The following is a 15,721-nucleotide window of genomic DNA, read 5'->3' as shown; positions in this document are numbered from 1 at the left end:
TTAACGATTTATTGACGTAGTAGGATGTTTTTATTCTAATCTACGTCAATAAAAAAGCATTTATTTCTTTGTTGAAGGCTAAAGGCTGTTCTAGGTTTGGAAGATGCCCAGCTTCTTCAATTTCGATGTACCTTGCTTTTGGAATACATTGATGCATCTCTTCCATTAGGAATTTTGCTGTTATTTTGTCCTCTGTGCCCCGTATGAGCAATGTTGGAACTTTTATGTTTGCCAGTAAATCTGATGTATCCGTTCGAGAGGCGAGCGCGAGCATCGTAGCACATATGGTTTGGATGGGATTGCGTCTTATGCTACTTTTTATCAATTCTACTGCTTCTGGATTTTCAAGGATTGTTTTTGGAGCAAACAGGCTGTCGATAAAGCCGAGTGCAAAGGGTCTCCTGCCGTGTCTTAGAATTGCCTGGATACTGTCGAATCGCTTTTGTTTAGCTGTGTTGTCGTCTGCTCTGGAATGTGTATCAGAGAGGATAAGGCCCTCTATACGATCGGGGATCAGTTGGTACATCCGTAAAGCGATGTAACCGCCCATGGATACTCCACATAATGTTACTTTTTCAATGTCGAGTTTATTGATAAATGCGATAATGTCCTTAGCAAATACATCAATGCTAAAAAAGCCATGACCGCTGGTAGATAATCCATGCCCACGGACGTCTATGGCGATACCGGTGATATCATCTTCCAATGATTCCAATTGTGGTCTCCAGGAATTCTTGTTGAAGGGAAAGCCGTGTAGAAATATAATGGTACGTCTTTCTTTTTCGGTTGCTTTTTTGATATGATAGGATAGACTGATGTCTTCTGTTCTGATTTTGTTGCTACGGATAATACGTTCTGTCATAAAAAAGAAAATGTAATTCTATTACTATCAGCAATATATAAAAAAATATGGGTTTTGTTGCTAAAAAAGGTGTTAAAATGTTTGAAATATTGAAAAAAGTATTGATATTTGCATCACCAAAACGGAGGAAGCTTGAAGTTTTGGAAGCCGCGCTCCTAGCTTAATTGGATAGAGCATCTGACTACGGATCAGAAGGTTAGGGGTTCGACTCCCTTGGAGCGCACAAAAAGGATTCTCACATTGAGGATCCTTTTTTTATTGTTATTTATTGGGTAATTATAGGGATTGAGTATAAAAAAAGAAGGTATGTTCGTATAAACATACCCTCCGTGCTAATTAAAATGGAATTTTAATATTGTGGTACGACACCTAAGTATAGCGGGGTTGTTGTGGAATTTTTATCTCCTGTTAAGAGGATAGAGTAGTATTTTCCCTGTGCGAAATCATATTCTCGCTCAATCAAAATTTTATTGCTTTCATCTGTAATAATGATTTTGTTTTTTCCACTGTTTTGTACAGCAAAATCGGCATGTTTAAGGTTTTCGCCTGTTAATATATCTTCAATTTCTCTGTTTTTGTAAATTTGTGATTCTAAGCTATTTAAGTAGACATTGACTTTTGTTGTATTGTTTGCTAAATGAAAGAAACGTAATGCGGATTTGCTACCTTGCATTTCAACACTTTTATCTTCGGTGATGATTTGCTTCGGATTTTCTAGCGTTCCAAATACAAAAGAAGTGTAGGATGAACTGTCCTTAAAGGTATATACCGTGTCGATTAAGGTTTTGTTTTCTGGGGATATTGTTTTTATTTTTCTATTTCCAACATATAGGAATGTAGGAGGAAAGTTGTTGAACTGATTGTATTTTAGCGGGTTGTGGTGAGAGGTCAGGTTGTTGTTGTCTGCCATATGAACAATGTATGCAACCGGTGAATACGAGTTGACCATGGAAAGTCTTGCTCTTGGAACATTATTGATGTCGTCATTATCTTTAAGACATCCACTTAAGACTGATACACTTAGAAGCGCAATGAAGAATAATTTAATAGTTTGTGTTTTCATCTTTTCTATTCTTTTTTTGTAATTATAACGGAGGGTTTTTGGTAAAAGCTACAGGTGTATTTAAAAAAACAGAAATCTATTGATTTCTAATTTTTATAATGGCATTAGTACTGCGCAGTAGGGGTGAGAATTTTTTAGTCAAATAATGAGATGAAAGTGATTAAATCTAGGTCGTTTAATTCGAACTCACATTACTTCAATTACTTTTTTTATCAAAAGTATGTTTATTTCACGTTCCTCACTCTTCGTTTCTTTATTAATTCATCTATTACAGAAGCCCGATACTAAATATGGGTTACGGCTGTCTTTTAAGGCCGAATAGTGTAATTGGACTTTACTTTAAGATGACAAAAGTAGAGGATGGATTTAAAAAAAGTCCTTCTTCCATTTATCTATCAGGCGATTGTTGATAATGAAAACTAATATAATATCAGTTACTTGGCAGGCGGAGATTTTGTCAATGAACATTATTATTCGATTGATAGAGAATCTTGGTTTGTTAGCGTTGGTAAGGTTAGGGTTTTAGGATGATTCGATGCAGCTCCATTGCTTCCTTTCGTTTCTTATTCCTGAGTGTATCAATGAGCGGGCTATAGAAAAGATCTCATGAGTGCCATTTTGGGAAGTGCTAGCCCAATATTTGCAGTTTGTAATTGGACACAGTCTTGCGACCAAGTGTCGATAAGGTAGTGGAGTTTAGGATTATTGATTAGCACATTGTCGGTTTTATATGTTGCTATTTTTAATAGATGAATATCTTGTTATAATTAAATATGTTATATATCTATTTTCTGCTGCTTACTAATCTTGTAAAGCTTTCGTAAATGCACGTGTTACTTTTATGAAGTGATCGGTTGTTATATAGGTTATGAGTTCTCTATAGTGCAAAAGGATGCTTTTTTATTAAGCGAATTAAGGAAAAAGCAATAGTGGATTTTTACTCGTATTCTTAAAAATGTCAGTAATTTTTATTACGTTTATTGAAAACTAAGTATAATCTGAATTGAAAATTATTCCTTTAAATGATGAGCAAAAACTTCTAGAAGAGCTGAAGAGGGGAGAGGAACGTGCTTTTAATATTCTTTACGGATATTATAGTGTGCCTTTGTATGGTAATATTTTGAAAATGGTACGCGATCAAGAAGTGGCGAATGATATTCATCAAGATTTGTTTGCTAAGATTTGGCAGAAGCGGGCTAATATTGACCTAGAGAAGTCTTTTCGCTCGTTTTTATTTACTTGTGCTAAATATCAGATCTATGATTATTTAAAACGGGTAGATATATCTCAGCAGGTCAATAACTATATTAGTTTTAGAAATACCGAGCTTTATTCTCATGTCGAAGAAGATTTGGCTTTAAAAGAAACCGAAAGTCTTTACCAAACTATTATTGACCAACTACCATCGCAGTGCCAAAAAGTATATAAGCTTGTGAAGCATGATGGACTTAGCTATGAGCAGGCTGCAACAGAACTTGGTATTAGCAGTTTGACGGTACGAAATCATTTAGCCAAGGCTACTCGCACACTGAAAGAACAAATGGGGCCTCATGTCATTATTCTCTTATTGCTTGCGTTAGGGAATTGAATTTTTGTTTTGATACGCTGACCATTAGGTTGTTAGTCGGATGTTTGAAATATTCTAACTTTTTGATTGGTACATTCCTCTTTATAAATCGTATTACATAGTAAAGGGGCTAGTAATAAATTATGGACCAACAGATATTAGAAGTACTAAAACGTTATAAAGAGAATGCTTGTACTGCAACGGAGGTGGAGGAGCTTCTTTTGTATATACGTTCGGAGCAAAATAGAGAGCAGCTGGCTGTATTAATTTCTGAAGGACTGCTGGATGATGTGCCAGAAGATTTTATGAATTCGGCTGAGATAAGGCAAAGAGTTGAGCGCATGAATCCTTTGTATGTAGAGGATAGGCTGATAGAAAAACGAAGTAATGTATTTGGATGGTTAAAAATAGCTGCTAGTATACTATTGGTTATGAGTGTTGCGTTTTATATGTACCAAAAACAGCAACTGCAGTCTTACGAAAATTCGGTCGTTGAAGCTATAGATATTGCACCTGGAACTAATCAAGCTATTCTTACATTAGCCGACGGAAGTACGATTGCTCTGAGCGATCAGCATGCGGAAATTATTTTTGATTCGGACTCTATTAGGTATGCAGATGGTAGTCTTGTTTTGAATAAACCATCTGGGGATAGCCAGATACTTGTGCTTACAACTCCGAATGGAGGACAATATCAGGTTACCTTGCCTGATGGTACTAAAGTGTGGTTAAATGCAGCTACTACGCTTAAATATCCAAGTCATTTTGAAGCGGATAATAGGACTGTTGAATTAATTGGTGAGGCTTATTTCGAGGTTGCACCTAATAAACTATTGCCTTTTATTGTAGTGAGTGGTGCCCAAAAAGTAAAAGTGCTCGGCACTCAGTTTAATGTCAACTCTTATAAAGATGGTGGGGCAATCTTGACAACCTTGGTAGAGGGGTCTGTGAAAATTATAGTGAATGGTAGAGAAACTCTGTTGGAACCCGATCAGCAAGCTCGATTAGTCGATGATAAGCTGAGTGTTAATACTGTTGAAACAGAGGACTATGTTGCTTGGAGGAACAATATTTTAATTTTTCACAACACAAGTCTAAAGTATATATTGCTTGAACTGAGCAGGTGGTATGACTTTAATATAGATATAGGAAGTATTCCAGATGTTATTCTCTATGGAGAAATACCTCGAAATGTAAATCTATCTGAAGTTCTGCAATTAATTGAAAGAACGAGCAAAGTAAAATTGAAGATCGTAGCCGATGGTGTCGGTGGTAAGGAAAGGAGGGTGGTTGTAAGTAGATAATAGTATAAATCTTGCACTACAAACAGACCGAAAGTGTTCGAGCACTTTCGGTCAATGTTAAAGTGTGAATCACATTACCGATTAGTAAACATAATTATTAACAATAACACAACAAATATATGAATTTCATCATTCATTTTGAGGACTTATTGTGTTCGTTTCAAATCAGATCACAACGAGTCTGTGAAAAGAACTACTTAATTTTTCTTCGGATTATGAAACTGACCTTGATCCTAGTTTTTGCATTTAGTATTACAGCATTTAGCAATAGTTTTTCGCAAGTCAATATTCATGTCCAAAAAACATCATTAGAAAATGTCTTGCGTGAGCTCCGCAAACAGACTGGTTATGCTTTTATGTTTGATCCAGCTGATTTTAAAGACGCTAAGAAGGTTTCGCTTAGTGTAAAAAATAGATCTTTAGAAGAGGTGTTAGGGTTAATACTGAGAGATCAGTCTCTCCATTATGAGATTAGTGGAAAAACGATTAGCCTGAGTCGAAAGAGAAAAACAGTAAATGATAAGAAGGATAGCTTTTTACAAGTAATTGATGTCAGAGGAAGGGTGGTTGATTCTTTGGGAAAGCCTTTGACAGGTGCATCTATAAATGTAAAAGGTTTTAAATTGACTACCTCTACCAATCATAATGGTGAGTTTAGCTTAGATGGAGTCGAGGAGGATGCGGTGTTGGTAGTTTCTTATGTGGGATATATTCAACAAGAAATTAGAGCTAGTATAAAACCTGTAACTATTATTCTAGTTTCTGTTTCTTCTGAAATAGATGCTGTAGACGTACATACTGGTTACCAGGAAATCCCAAAAGAAAGAGCTACAGGTAGTTTTGAACAAATTAATAACAAGCTGTTAAATAGGTCTAATTCTTCAGATATTATCGGAAGATTAAAGGGAATCACTCCTTCCTTGTTATTTGACGAAAGAGGGGATGGTGAGCCTAAATTAAGTATTAGAGGGAGAAGTACTATTTATGCAAATGATCAGCCTTTGATTGTGTTGGATAATTTTCCATATGAAGGCGATATACAGGGGATTAATCCAAACGATATCGAAACAGTCACCGTTCTTAAAGATGCAGCAGCTGCATCGATTTGGGGAGTAAGAGCAGGAAATGGGGTGATTGTTATTACATCTAAAAAAGGGAAAAACAACCAACCTTTGAGAATTAACTTTAATGCTAGTACAACAATTGGACAAAAACCTAACTTATATTATCGGCCGAAAATGAGCTCTGCTGATTTTATTGAGATTGAACGGATGCTCTTCGATAAAGGTCATTTTAATAATGATCTCAATAACACGTTCACTTTTCCTGCGTTAAGTCCAGTGATAGAGCTTCTGGAAAAAGAAAGAAAAGGACAAATAGATAAAGAAGTCTTAGAGAGCGAAATTGAAAAAATGAAAACTTTTGATGTGCGGGATGATATTTCAAAGTATTTTTATCGGAAATCTATCAATCAGTTATACGCACTCAATATGAGTGGTGGTGGCGAGAAGCATAATTACTATTATAGTGTGGGCTATGATCAGAACAGGAGTAGTCTTGTAGGAAATAATAATGCAAGAATAAGTATTAGTACTCTCCAAAATTTTAATCTTGTTGAGAAATTAAGAGTTTCATTGGGTTTGGATTACATAAGAATGAATAATCGTGTAGATAATACTCTTAATGATCTTAATATTGGAGTTCGCAATCTTTATCCTTATGCTCATTTGGCAGATGATTTGGGAAATCCTTTACCAATTAACAATAAATATCGTCAGATGTTTCTTGAAAAAAGTATTGAAAAGGGATTGTTAGACTGGTCATATTATCCGTTAGAAGAAATGAATTATACTGATCTTAGAGGGCAGAATAACAGCGTTCGTGCATTGATTCGTACGAGCTATCATGTCGTTGATGGGTTGACAGCTGATTTTCATTATCAATACCAAAAGCAAGGTGAATCAAGACTGAATCTTTATGATGAAGAATCTTTCTTTGTCAGGGATCTGATTAATCGGTATTCTACGGTAGATTCGAAAGGTGTATATAGGAACATTCCCCCTGGTGCAATCCGCCACAACTATGATGATAATATGGAAAGTCATAATGGACGGTTTCAATTTAATTATAATAATAGCTGGGGTAGAAGTAATATTAGCGCAATTACAGGTTTTGAAGTCAGGGAGACAAAAACAGCAGGGCATCGCAGCGGTATGTACGGGTATGAAGTTGCAACAGGTTCTTCTATGTTTATAAATTATAATACATCGTATTCATTGTATCCATCAGGAAGTGCATTTATACCTGAGGTAAGGGGGATAACTGGAACGGTCGATAGGTTCAGATCATACTATTCAAATATTTCTTATGTAAACAATGAGCGTTATGTTTTTTCTCTAAGTGGGCGTATAGATCAGTCTAATTTATTTGGAGTTGCCGCTAATCAACGGGCAGTTCCACTTTGGAGTGTGGGGGCAAAATGGAAGTTGAGCGACGAGGGGTTTTATAAAGTAGAATGGTTGCCCTATATACACCTGAAAGCGACTTATGGCTATAACGGTAATATTGATCATTCCGTTACTGCTTATACTACTGCCCAAATGTCTAATGATAGTTTTTCCGGATTGCCGAGGGCTTGGATTATTTCCCCACCTAATCCAAATTTAAGATGGGAAAAGATATCTATGTGGAACCTAGGTTTAGATTTTGAATTTAAGAACCAGCGTATCAGTGGAAGTTTTGAATATTTCAAAAAGAAGGGCAAAGATTTGATTGGTGAAAGTTCCTTAGGTTTAACTACTGGTATGGCAAAATTTAAGGGAAATGTAGCGGATATGAAGGGGGAAGGATTCGATTTGACGTTTAGAAGTAAAAATATAGATAGAAGTTGGAAATGGAATAGTGTATTGATGTTAAGTTATGCTATCGATGAAATTACTAAATACAATCTGGCTCCCACCCAAATCGGTGTTTTTTTTATTGATCGAAGTGTAAATAGAGAAAGTGTTTTTTACACGCCTGTTGAGAGGAAACCATTATTTGGTATATATAGTTATAAATGGGCTGGATTAGACGCAGAGAATGGAAACCCCCTAGGGTACTTAAATGGAGAAATTAGTGATAATTATTCAGAAATAAGTTCCCTGTTAAATACAACGCTTGACGACTTAATTTTTCATGGTAGAGCGATCCCACCACTCTTTGGCTCTTTTAGAAATGATTTTAGTTACAAAAAATGGTTTTTTTCAGCAAATATCACTTATAGTTTTGGGCATTATTTTAAAAAGTCAACAATTTCTTATGATGATCTTTTTAGAAGTTATCGTTCACTACATTCTGATTATAATAATCGTTGGCAGAAAAGTGGTGATGAATTATCAACCACAATTCCCTCTATTCAATACCCTGTAAAAGCCGGTAGGGACAGTTTCTATGGCAATAGTGAGGTGAATGTTAGAAGCGGCTCATTTATCCGTCTTCAGGATGTTCATGTGGGGTTTCGCCCATTTGAAAGTGGAAAGGTAAGATCCTTTGTAAGGGATATTGAGCTATTTAGCTATCTTAATAATATTGGATTATTATGGACAAAAAATAAGGATGGTATAGATCCGGAAGCAGGTTCTATTCCACGACCATTGACAATAAGCGTTGGCGTAAAATTAAATTTGTAAGAAAATGGATGTGAGAAAAATGTATAAGAAAATATTGCTTGTAATTTTGGTTTTTATTACCGGATGTAACAATGATTGGTTAGCTGAAAAACGAGATATTTCATTGTTGATTCCTACGTCTTTAAAAGATGCTAGGAGGTTGTTGAATGATTCTTTTACTATGCGTAAGGAGAATAGAATGCTAGTCTCTTTGGCGGTTGATGAATATTTAATTACCGATGAAATGTTCAGTACAATTGACCAGTTTGATGATGAGGTGTATACATGGAAGAACACTACTTATTTACCGTATTTAGTTGAGATGTTTTGGGGAAGCCCATATAAACAGATATTTTATTCAAATATTGTTTTAGAATGTTTAGAAAAAATTTCCCCTAGGATTGATGAACAGGAAGAGTTTAACGATATTAAAGGGGCAGCTTTATTCTTTAGGGCACGATCTCATTATAATCTTGCTGTTCAATTTTGTGAACCCTACACGCCTGGTATTAATGATCAGGCATTAGGGGTGCCGATCAAATTGCGTTCTGACATAGAAGCCTCAATAGTTAGAAGTACATTGGGTGAAACGTATAAGCAAATCATAGAAGACTTAAAAGAAGCTATTAAATTATTACGACCAAACCTGCCGTCGATAAAGCTAACTCCATCTAGACCTGCTGCTATTGGACTTTTGGCTCGCTGTTATTTAAGTATGGCAGATTATGAATCTTCCTATAAGTACTCAAATGATTGTTTGCAGCTTTATGACAAGTTAATTGATTACAATACATTGGATACGCTTCTAGCATTTCCAATTCTTTTGAATAATGAAGAAGTTTTACATGATTCAGATATGCAGCCATTGTTTCTTGGCAATATGGCACCATATGCTATTGTTGATACTGCATTGTACAACTTATTTGACAATGACGATTTGAGAAAATCTGTTTTTTTTCTAGAAGATTCGAATGGTTATTTCACTTTTCGAGGAGTATACCACGGTAAATTTGGATTGTTTGGTGGTATCAGTGTAAACGAAATGTTCTTGATCCGTGCAGAGTCGGCAACACGCTTGGGATATACAGATATTGCACTAGCAGATATGAATAGGTTGTTAGCGAATAGATATGCGCCTAACACGTTTAAACAATGGGAGATATCGGATACAGAGGAACTTCTAAGTAATATTTTATTGGAAAGGAGAAAGGAACTATTGTTCCGCGGGTTGCGTTGGGAGGACTTGAGAAGGTTGAACAAAGAACCTGGAAGAGAAGAAACATTGACCAGAACCCTAAACGGTGTAAGTTATACCCTGCAACCGAATGATGCACGGTATGTTTTTAAAATTCCAGAGTCCGTGATAGTGGAAACGGGTATTGAACAAAATAATTAGCTTAAAATGAAATACATTCTATTTCTACTTGGATTAATTGTAGGGTCATTTTGTTCTTGTTCTACAAAGAAACATACTATCGTAGATCAAGTTATGGGCAATGCTTTAGTCGATAAAGATAGCTTAAAAATTACACCAATTAAGATTGGAGATGATGTCCCAAATATCTTATGGGACATGAAGTTTCCTTTAGTTTCAGGAAACTCTGATAAAGTGCAATATATAAGTTTGGGGGATTTTAAAGAAAAACTGATCATACTAGACTTCTGGGCTATATGGTGCGGAAGTTGTATTGCAGCTTTCCCAAGTAATTTTGCATTGGCAGAGGAGTTTAAAGAAGACCTACTGTTGGTGCCCGTTAGCCTTAATACCGAAAAAGAAGTTCGAAAGTTCATGGTCACGAATAAAAACGGGAAATATCTTTCCGAAAGCATCATAGACAAAGAAATTTTGAAGCAGTACTTTCCACACAGGTTTATTCCTCATTATGTATGGATATTTAAGGGTAAACTTTTCAGCGTTACAGACAGTGATCAGTTAAATTCGAAACAGGTAAAAGATTTAATACAAGGAACCGTAGTGTCCCTTCGCCAAAAAAAAGATGTATTTGACTTTGATATCCGAGACCCTTTTGATAGGAACTGGGAAAGTCTTTTTGAAGAGAAAGTAGTAGCCAAGACGACCCTGTCTAATTTCGTTGACGGGATAGGTAGTTGGGGCGTAGGTGTTTACAATGGTGACTCTTCTATTTATCGACATTCGTCGGTGAATAGACCGCTCATCAGTATTTACAATTTAGCAGTAAAAAAACCATTGAATCATTTTCTGAACGAAGCGTTAGATAAATCAAGGTTTGAGGATCTAGACAATGATCCAGATTGGTCAAGAAAGAATACCTATTGTTATGAATACATAGTGCCTAGCGATATAGCTGAAGATCGTACGAGAGAAATTATTGTAAACGATCTGAATTCCAAATTGAACCTGAAATGTCGATTTGAAAAGCGGATCATGGACTGCTATCTGATAATTTACAATTCGGATTGGATAGAAGCCGAAAATGGATTGACGGATGCCAACATATTTAAGCAGAGCTTGGATGAAATCTCCTTATCATTCAATAATCGCAGTAAGTACGACCAGAATTCCTACGAATCAGCACCTATATTGATCAATGAAAGAACAACTAGTAAAGGGTTTATTCCTCCTCCTAGCAACATTATCGATATAGAAAGCTTCAATGCTTTTATGAAGCCGCAGGGGATTATGGCGATCTCCGTAAAACGAGAGATTGAGGTGTTTATTTTATCGGACCAATGATTTTATTATTTTATTAAATGGTTGATCGGTTCAAGGTCAGCCATTTAATAAATTTCATAGTACTTTTTACTTAGGGATGCATTATGGTAAATATCTCTATTGCATCTGAATGACAAATAAAACAAATTATTAATCAGGAAAAGTTATTTCAGGACGAGACAGGAATTGGGTATTTCGGAGTATTGATGCCAGTGATTTCGGTCAAACCGTGCCACTCAAAAGATCATACAATTATATAAAAAAAGCTGTGATTATTCCTTTTTCAATATTCCTTTTCTGAGGGATTCACCTTTCAGGTCAATCCTGTGCGAAGAGTTTACGATACGGTCCAGTATTGCGTCAGCAATAGTCCCTTCGCCTCCGATGATTTCATACCATGCGGATACCGGTATCTGGGAAGATATTATGGTTGATCTTTTGCCATGTCGGTCGTCTATGATATCCATCAATGTTTCCCGATCCTAGTTATCGAAGGCCTGCAGTCCGAAGTCATCGAGTATCAACAGTTCCGATTTGGTCAGTTTTTCCAGCTCCTTGAGATATGTACCGTCAACCTTGCTCAGTTTCAGTCTCTTGATGATCCGGGCAGTTACTGTGTAGAGTGTTTTTATTCCTGTGAGACAGGCCTGGTGTCCGAGTGCCTGAGATAGGTTATTTATACTGCAGCGGCCATTAAATGGTATATCTTCACAGATATTCCTCTTTGTCTTTCCCTCCGTGCGACATATTTCTATACTAGAGCATTTGGACCGATTATCATGTCATTTAGGATAAATGCTCTGTATTTCGTTTCTATTTACATGTCTTGTTAAACTGGGGTTTAGGTTAACTTGTTGTAAATCAAGGGTTTTAGCCCTGTTTGATGCCCTTGACTATGTAGTGTCGTTGGGTTACGTGCTCAAGTGTTATCTTTTATATGAAGCTTTGGCGCGACTACAGCTCATGTACAAAATCTATATTAAACAAATAAAGCAGAAATCACTAAATTCCTGCTTTTTTATTTTGTGGCTTTATAAAGACTTATTTCTTTGTGATGTATTTATTGTCGCCTTCGATGATAATATCTATAAGATCTTTTTGTCTTAAGCTTTTGGTTGCATTATCCCATTTCTTGCCACTTAGGCCTGATTGCTCTTTGATTTCACCTAAGGGTTTTTGGTCTTCCGATAACAGGTTTAGTACCGCTTTTTCGTCAGGGCCTAGTTCTATCGTTGCTTCTTTTTTCTCCGGGCGCATCTGTGGGAAGAAGAGAACCTCTTGTATAGATGCATTGTTCGTTAAGAACATGATGAGTCTATCCATGCCGATGCCGAGTCCTGAAGTTGGTGGCATTCCGTACTCCAATGCTCTCAAGAAATCCTGGTCAATAAACATCGCTTCATCATCCCCTTTTTCAGAAAGACGTAGTTGTTCTTCAAAGCGTTCGCGTTGATCAATAGGGTCGTTCAGCTCAGAGTAAGCGTTTGCGACTTCTTTTCCACAGATCATTAATTCGAAGCGTTCCGTAAGTTCTGGATTGTCACGATGTTTTTTAGTAAGTGGAGACATTTCGACAGGGTAGTCTGTGATAAACGTCGGTTGTATGAAATTGCCTTCGCACTTTTCTCCAAATATCTCATCGATCAATTTGCCTTTGCCCATTGTATCGTTTACATCGATTCCCATTCCTTTGGCTGCTGTACGGATCTCATCTTCGGTTTTTCCGGTGATGTCAAAACCTGTAAAGTGTTTGATGGCATCGGTCATCGTGACGCGCGGATATGGTGCTTTGAAGTCAATCTGATGTTCTCCAAATGTTGCTTTGGTCGTTCCATTTACTTGTTGCGCACAATGTTCCAATAGGCGCTCGGTAAAGCTCATCATCCAATTGTAGTCTTTGTAGGCTACGTAGATTTCCATTACCGTGAATTCAGGATTGTGGGTGCGGTCCATGCCTTCGTTTCTGAAGTTTTTGGAAAACTCGTAGACACCATCGAATCCACCGACAATTAGACGTTTTAAATATAATTCATTGGCTATGCGTAGATATAATGGGATATCTAGTGCATTGTGGTGTGTTGTAAATGGTCTTGCCGCCGCTCCGCCAGGGATCGCTTGTAAGACAGGTGTTTCTACCTCCATATAACCTGCGTCATTGAAGAATTGACGCATAGCGATATATAGTTTTGTTCTTTTGATAAACGTCTCTTTGTTCTGAGCGTTGACGATCAGATCGACATAGCGCATTCTGTAACGTTGCTCTGGATCTGTAAAGGCATCGAATGTTTTACCTTCTGCTTCTTTTACAACAGGGAGGGGACGAAGTGACTTGGTTAGTATGGTCAGTTTTTGAGCATGTACTGATATTTCACCACTTTGTGTGGTGAATACAAAACCTTCTATTCCGATGATGTCACCTATATCCATTAGTTTTTTGAATACGGTGTTGTAAAATGTTTTATCTTCATCGGGACATAGGTCGTCTCTTTTTATATAAACTTGGATCCGATCGGTTGCATCCTGAATTTCAATAAAAGATGCATTACCCATGATGCGACGACTCATGATACGACCTGCGATTAAAATATGCTTATAGTTAATCTTATCACGTTCGTAGTTCTCTAATATATCTGCAGCAGTGACATTCACCTTGAATTCATCGGCAGGGAAGGGATTGATGCCTAGGTCGATGATGCTCTGTAGGTTTTGCCTACGTTGTAGTTCCTGTTCGGATAATGCAATACTCATTTGTTGTGTTTTTGAAAATGTATGTTTCCCTGTATGGGTAGAAAAGACCCTTTGGCAGTGCTATTAATAAGCTGACTATAAAGGTCGTTTCAAATAATCAGCAAAAATAGCAAAAACATGGATAAAAAAGCTTGAATAATGTCGTTATATTTTAAAATATTGCTATTTTTGCCTGTCGTCAAAGGTTCCTATGTCTGTATGGTTGAAAACTAACAGCGTGTGGATAAATATTATTTTGCAAATAATTGTTAAATAGATTATCTTTGCACCTCAATTGTTGAATATATAGTAGTAATCATAAGATAAAATGAAAAAAGATTTGCATCCATCAAACTACAGATTAGTTGTTTTTAAAGACATGTCCAATGAATATTCTTTTATAACTAAATCATGTGTAGATACAAAAGAAACAATCACTTGGGAAGATGGAAATGAGTATCCATTGGTGAAATTAGAGATTTCTCATACTTCACACCCTTTCTATACAGGTAAGATGAAATTGGTTGATACAGCAGGACGTATCGATAAATTCCGTACTCGTTATAACAAGAAATAATTACCATATTTTATTATGGTTCAGGATCCCGATAAGTGCATTATCGGGATTTTTTGTATTTTAGAGCTATGTCTTTTTCGATCTTATTATTTGATGATTTTTCTTCTCGAGAGCGGTTGATGCCACTTACTTCGACACGTCCTACGGGTAATCTACGTGTAGGTATACTTACTTTGGATGAGAAGTGGCGACAGATCTTTAATGTGGAGGTCTCTTATCTGACAAAGGACTATATGCGTGAAAAATTTCCGGTTTCAGTTTGTGAGCATAAGGATGTTCTGCTTATTGATGGGGCTGTTTTGCCGAATAAGGAGTTGATTCATGAGCTTAGCTTGCTTGAAGTTGGGCAAAAGCTGATCTCGGCCACAGGGGATTGGGTTGCTGTACGTTTGTCTAAGTTGGATGATTTTGCTAGGGGAGGATTGGACGAAGCTTTGGCTGTGGTCTCTGTTCATGAACATCGAAGGTTGGAATATCCTGAGGATATTTACCTGCGTAATGCGGAGCAAATTGTTTTTGATCTATCTTATGTCGGTTGCGCTGTTTCCACAGCATCGGATCACCCTGGTCGTTCTTTTGTCGGTTCAGAATTTTACATAGCGGAATCAGTGATGATGGGGGACTGTGTGCTCGACTCGAGTAAAGGCCCTATTTATATCGGACCAGATGCTGTATTGGAGGCAGGAGTGGTGGTGTATGGACCCGTTTGTATCGGCTCGGGCTGTCGGGTCAAGAGTGGAACAGTGCTTTACCCAAATGTCAGCATTGGACCATATAGTACTGTGTGTGGCGAAATCAATAATACGGTTATTTGGGGTAATTCTGCTAAAGGGCATTTCGGATATCTTGGATGTGCTGTGCTGGGAGAGGGGTGTAATATTGGTGCAGGTAGTAGTAACTCTAATCTGCGGAATGATTGGAAGAATGTGCGTCTTTATGATTACTCTACAAGGGAAATGCGCGATACGGGAATGCAAAAATGTGGTGTGATAATGGGGGATCAGGTGATGTTGGGAATTAATTCAAAAATTAATACAGGAACAGTGATTGGAGTAGGCTGTCAGATTGCAATGTCGAATTTTATTCCCAAATTTGTGGAGGATTTTAGTTGGCTGACGGATGAGGCGAAAAGTTCCTATATTTTTGAGGAATTTATTGCCATGATGCGACGTAAATCAGTATTGAAGCAAGAGTTATTTCAGAAAGAGGATGAACGTATTTTTTCTTTTATTTATAAGAGGGGTATAAGATATAATTAAAATTAATCAACACTAAA

10 protein-coding genes, 1 tRNA gene and 1 pseudogene are annotated in these 15,721 nt (G+C 36.9%); 8 read left to right on the top strand and 4 right to left on the bottom strand.

Going from position 1 to position 15,721, the window contains the following annotated elements:
* Nucleotides 1–40: 40 nt before the first annotated feature.
* Complete coding sequence (locus tag JKG61_RS06290) at nucleotides 41–862, bottom strand: alpha/beta fold hydrolase (RefSeq protein ID WP_202102129.1); 822 nt, start codon at nucleotides 860–862, stop codon at nucleotides 41–43.
* Between the two features lie 149 nt (nucleotides 863–1,011).
* Here JKG61_RS06290 and JKG61_RS06285 point away from each other — a divergent pair.
* Nucleotides 1,012–1,085 (top strand) — tRNA-Arg (locus JKG61_RS06285).
* A 126-nt stretch (nucleotides 1,086–1,211) separates the two neighbouring features.
* Here the strand turns inward: JKG61_RS06285 and JKG61_RS06280 are convergent.
* Nucleotides 1,212–1,925 carry a DUF4397 domain-containing protein gene (locus JKG61_RS06280; RefSeq protein ID WP_202102128.1) on the bottom strand — a complete coding sequence of 238 codons (714 nt, stop codon included), beginning with the start codon at nucleotides 1,923–1,925 and terminating at the stop codon, nucleotides 1,212–1,214.
* 1,003 nt (nucleotides 1,926–2,928) lie between these two features.
* Between JKG61_RS06280 and JKG61_RS06275 the strand changes: the two genes are divergently transcribed.
* The 5 genes from JKG61_RS06275 (at nucleotide 2,929) to JKG61_RS06255 (ending at nucleotide 11,162) form a co-directional block, all read left to right on the top strand.
* Nucleotides 2,929–3,513, top strand: coding sequence for an RNA polymerase sigma factor (locus JKG61_RS06275; protein ID WP_202102127.1), 585 nt, complete (start codon nucleotides 2,929–2,931; stop codon nucleotides 3,511–3,513).
* Nucleotides 3,514–3,635: 122 nt separating this feature from the next.
* Nucleotides 3,636–4,796, top strand: a complete 1,161-nt coding sequence (locus JKG61_RS06270) for a FecR family protein (protein WP_202102126.1) — start codon at nucleotides 3,636–3,638, stop codon at nucleotides 4,794–4,796.
* 119 nt (nucleotides 4,797–4,915) lie between these two features.
* Nucleotides 4,916–8,467 (top strand): SusC/RagA family TonB-linked outer membrane protein, encoded by a 3,552-nt coding sequence (locus JKG61_RS06265; protein WP_202102125.1) that lies wholly within the window; start codon nucleotides 4,916–4,918, stop codon nucleotides 8,465–8,467.
* A 4-nt stretch (nucleotides 8,468–8,471) separates the two neighbouring features.
* Nucleotides 8,472–9,842 carry a RagB/SusD family nutrient uptake outer membrane protein gene (locus tag JKG61_RS06260; protein ID WP_202102124.1) on the top strand — a complete coding sequence of 457 codons (1,371 nt, stop codon included), beginning with the start codon at nucleotides 8,472–8,474 and terminating at the stop codon, nucleotides 9,840–9,842.
* 6 nt (nucleotides 9,843–9,848) lie between these two features.
* The gene (locus JKG61_RS06255; RefSeq protein ID WP_202102123.1) at nucleotides 9,849–11,162 is read left to right on the top strand and encodes a TlpA family protein disulfide reductase; all 1,314 of its coding nucleotides are present in this window, start codon (nucleotides 9,849–9,851) and stop codon (nucleotides 11,160–11,162) included.
* Between the two features lie 251 nt (nucleotides 11,163–11,413).
* Here the strand turns inward: JKG61_RS06255 and JKG61_RS06250 are convergent.
* Together JKG61_RS06250 and lysS are read right to left on the bottom strand one after the other, a co-directional pair.
* Nucleotides 11,414–11,821, bottom strand: a pseudogene (locus tag JKG61_RS06250) (ATP-binding protein).
* A 361-nt stretch (nucleotides 11,822–12,182) separates the two neighbouring features.
* Nucleotides 12,183–13,889: a lysine--tRNA ligase gene (gene lysS / locus JKG61_RS06245; RefSeq protein WP_202102122.1), complete on the bottom strand. Its 1,707-nt coding sequence runs from the start codon at nucleotides 13,887–13,889 to the stop codon at nucleotides 12,183–12,185.
* Nucleotides 13,890–14,196: 307 nt separating this feature from the next.
* On the opposite strand from lysS, the gene JKG61_RS06240 reads away from it, so the two are divergent.
* Nucleotides 14,197–14,445: a type B 50S ribosomal protein L31 gene (locus JKG61_RS06240; RefSeq protein WP_021072268.1), complete on the top strand. Its 249-nt coding sequence runs from the start codon at nucleotides 14,197–14,199 to the stop codon at nucleotides 14,443–14,445.
* Nucleotides 14,446–14,513: 68 nt separating this feature from the next.
* Nucleotides 14,514–15,704: a putative sugar nucleotidyl transferase gene (locus JKG61_RS06235; protein WP_202102121.1), complete on the top strand. Its 1,191-nt coding sequence runs from the start codon at nucleotides 14,514–14,516 to the stop codon at nucleotides 15,702–15,704.
* The last annotated feature ends 17 nt before the right edge of the window (nucleotides 15,705–15,721 follow it).

This window comes from Sphingobacterium faecale (assembly GCF_016746095.1).
Lineage (GTDB): Bacteria > Bacteroidota > Bacteroidia > Sphingobacteriales > Sphingobacteriaceae > Sphingobacterium > Sphingobacterium faecale.
Note: the sequence above shows the minus strand (reverse complement) of the source record. Positions and strands in the feature narration are given on the sequence as shown.

Coding starts and splice junctions, on each gene's coding strand:
- JKG61_RS06240 (WP_021072268.1), top strand. CDS start 14,197: ATGAAAAAAGATTTGCATCCATCAAACTACAGATTAGTTGTTTTTAAA.
- JKG61_RS06260 (WP_202102124.1), top strand. CDS start 8,472: ATGGATGTGAGAAAAATGTATAAGAAAATATTGCTTGTAATTTTGGTT.
- JKG61_RS06270 (WP_202102126.1), top strand. CDS start 3,636: ATGGACCAACAGATATTAGAAGTACTAAAACGTTATAAAGAGAATGCT.
- lysS (WP_202102122.1), bottom strand. CDS start 13,889: ATGAGTATTGCATTATCCGAACAGGAACTACAACGTAGGCAAAACCTA.
- JKG61_RS06290 (WP_202102129.1), bottom strand. CDS start 862: ATGACAGAACGTATTATCCGTAGCAACAAAATCAGAACAGAAGACATC.
- JKG61_RS06255 (WP_202102123.1), top strand. CDS start 9,849: ATGAAATACATTCTATTTCTACTTGGATTAATTGTAGGGTCATTTTGT.
- JKG61_RS06265 (WP_202102125.1), top strand. CDS start 4,916: ATGAATTTCATCATTCATTTTGAGGACTTATTGTGTTCGTTTCAAATC.
- JKG61_RS06235 (WP_202102121.1), top strand. CDS start 14,514: ATGTCTTTTTCGATCTTATTATTTGATGATTTTTCTTCTCGAGAGCGG.
- JKG61_RS06280 (WP_202102128.1), bottom strand. CDS start 1,925: ATGAAAACACAAACTATTAAATTATTCTTCATTGCGCTTCTAAGTGTA.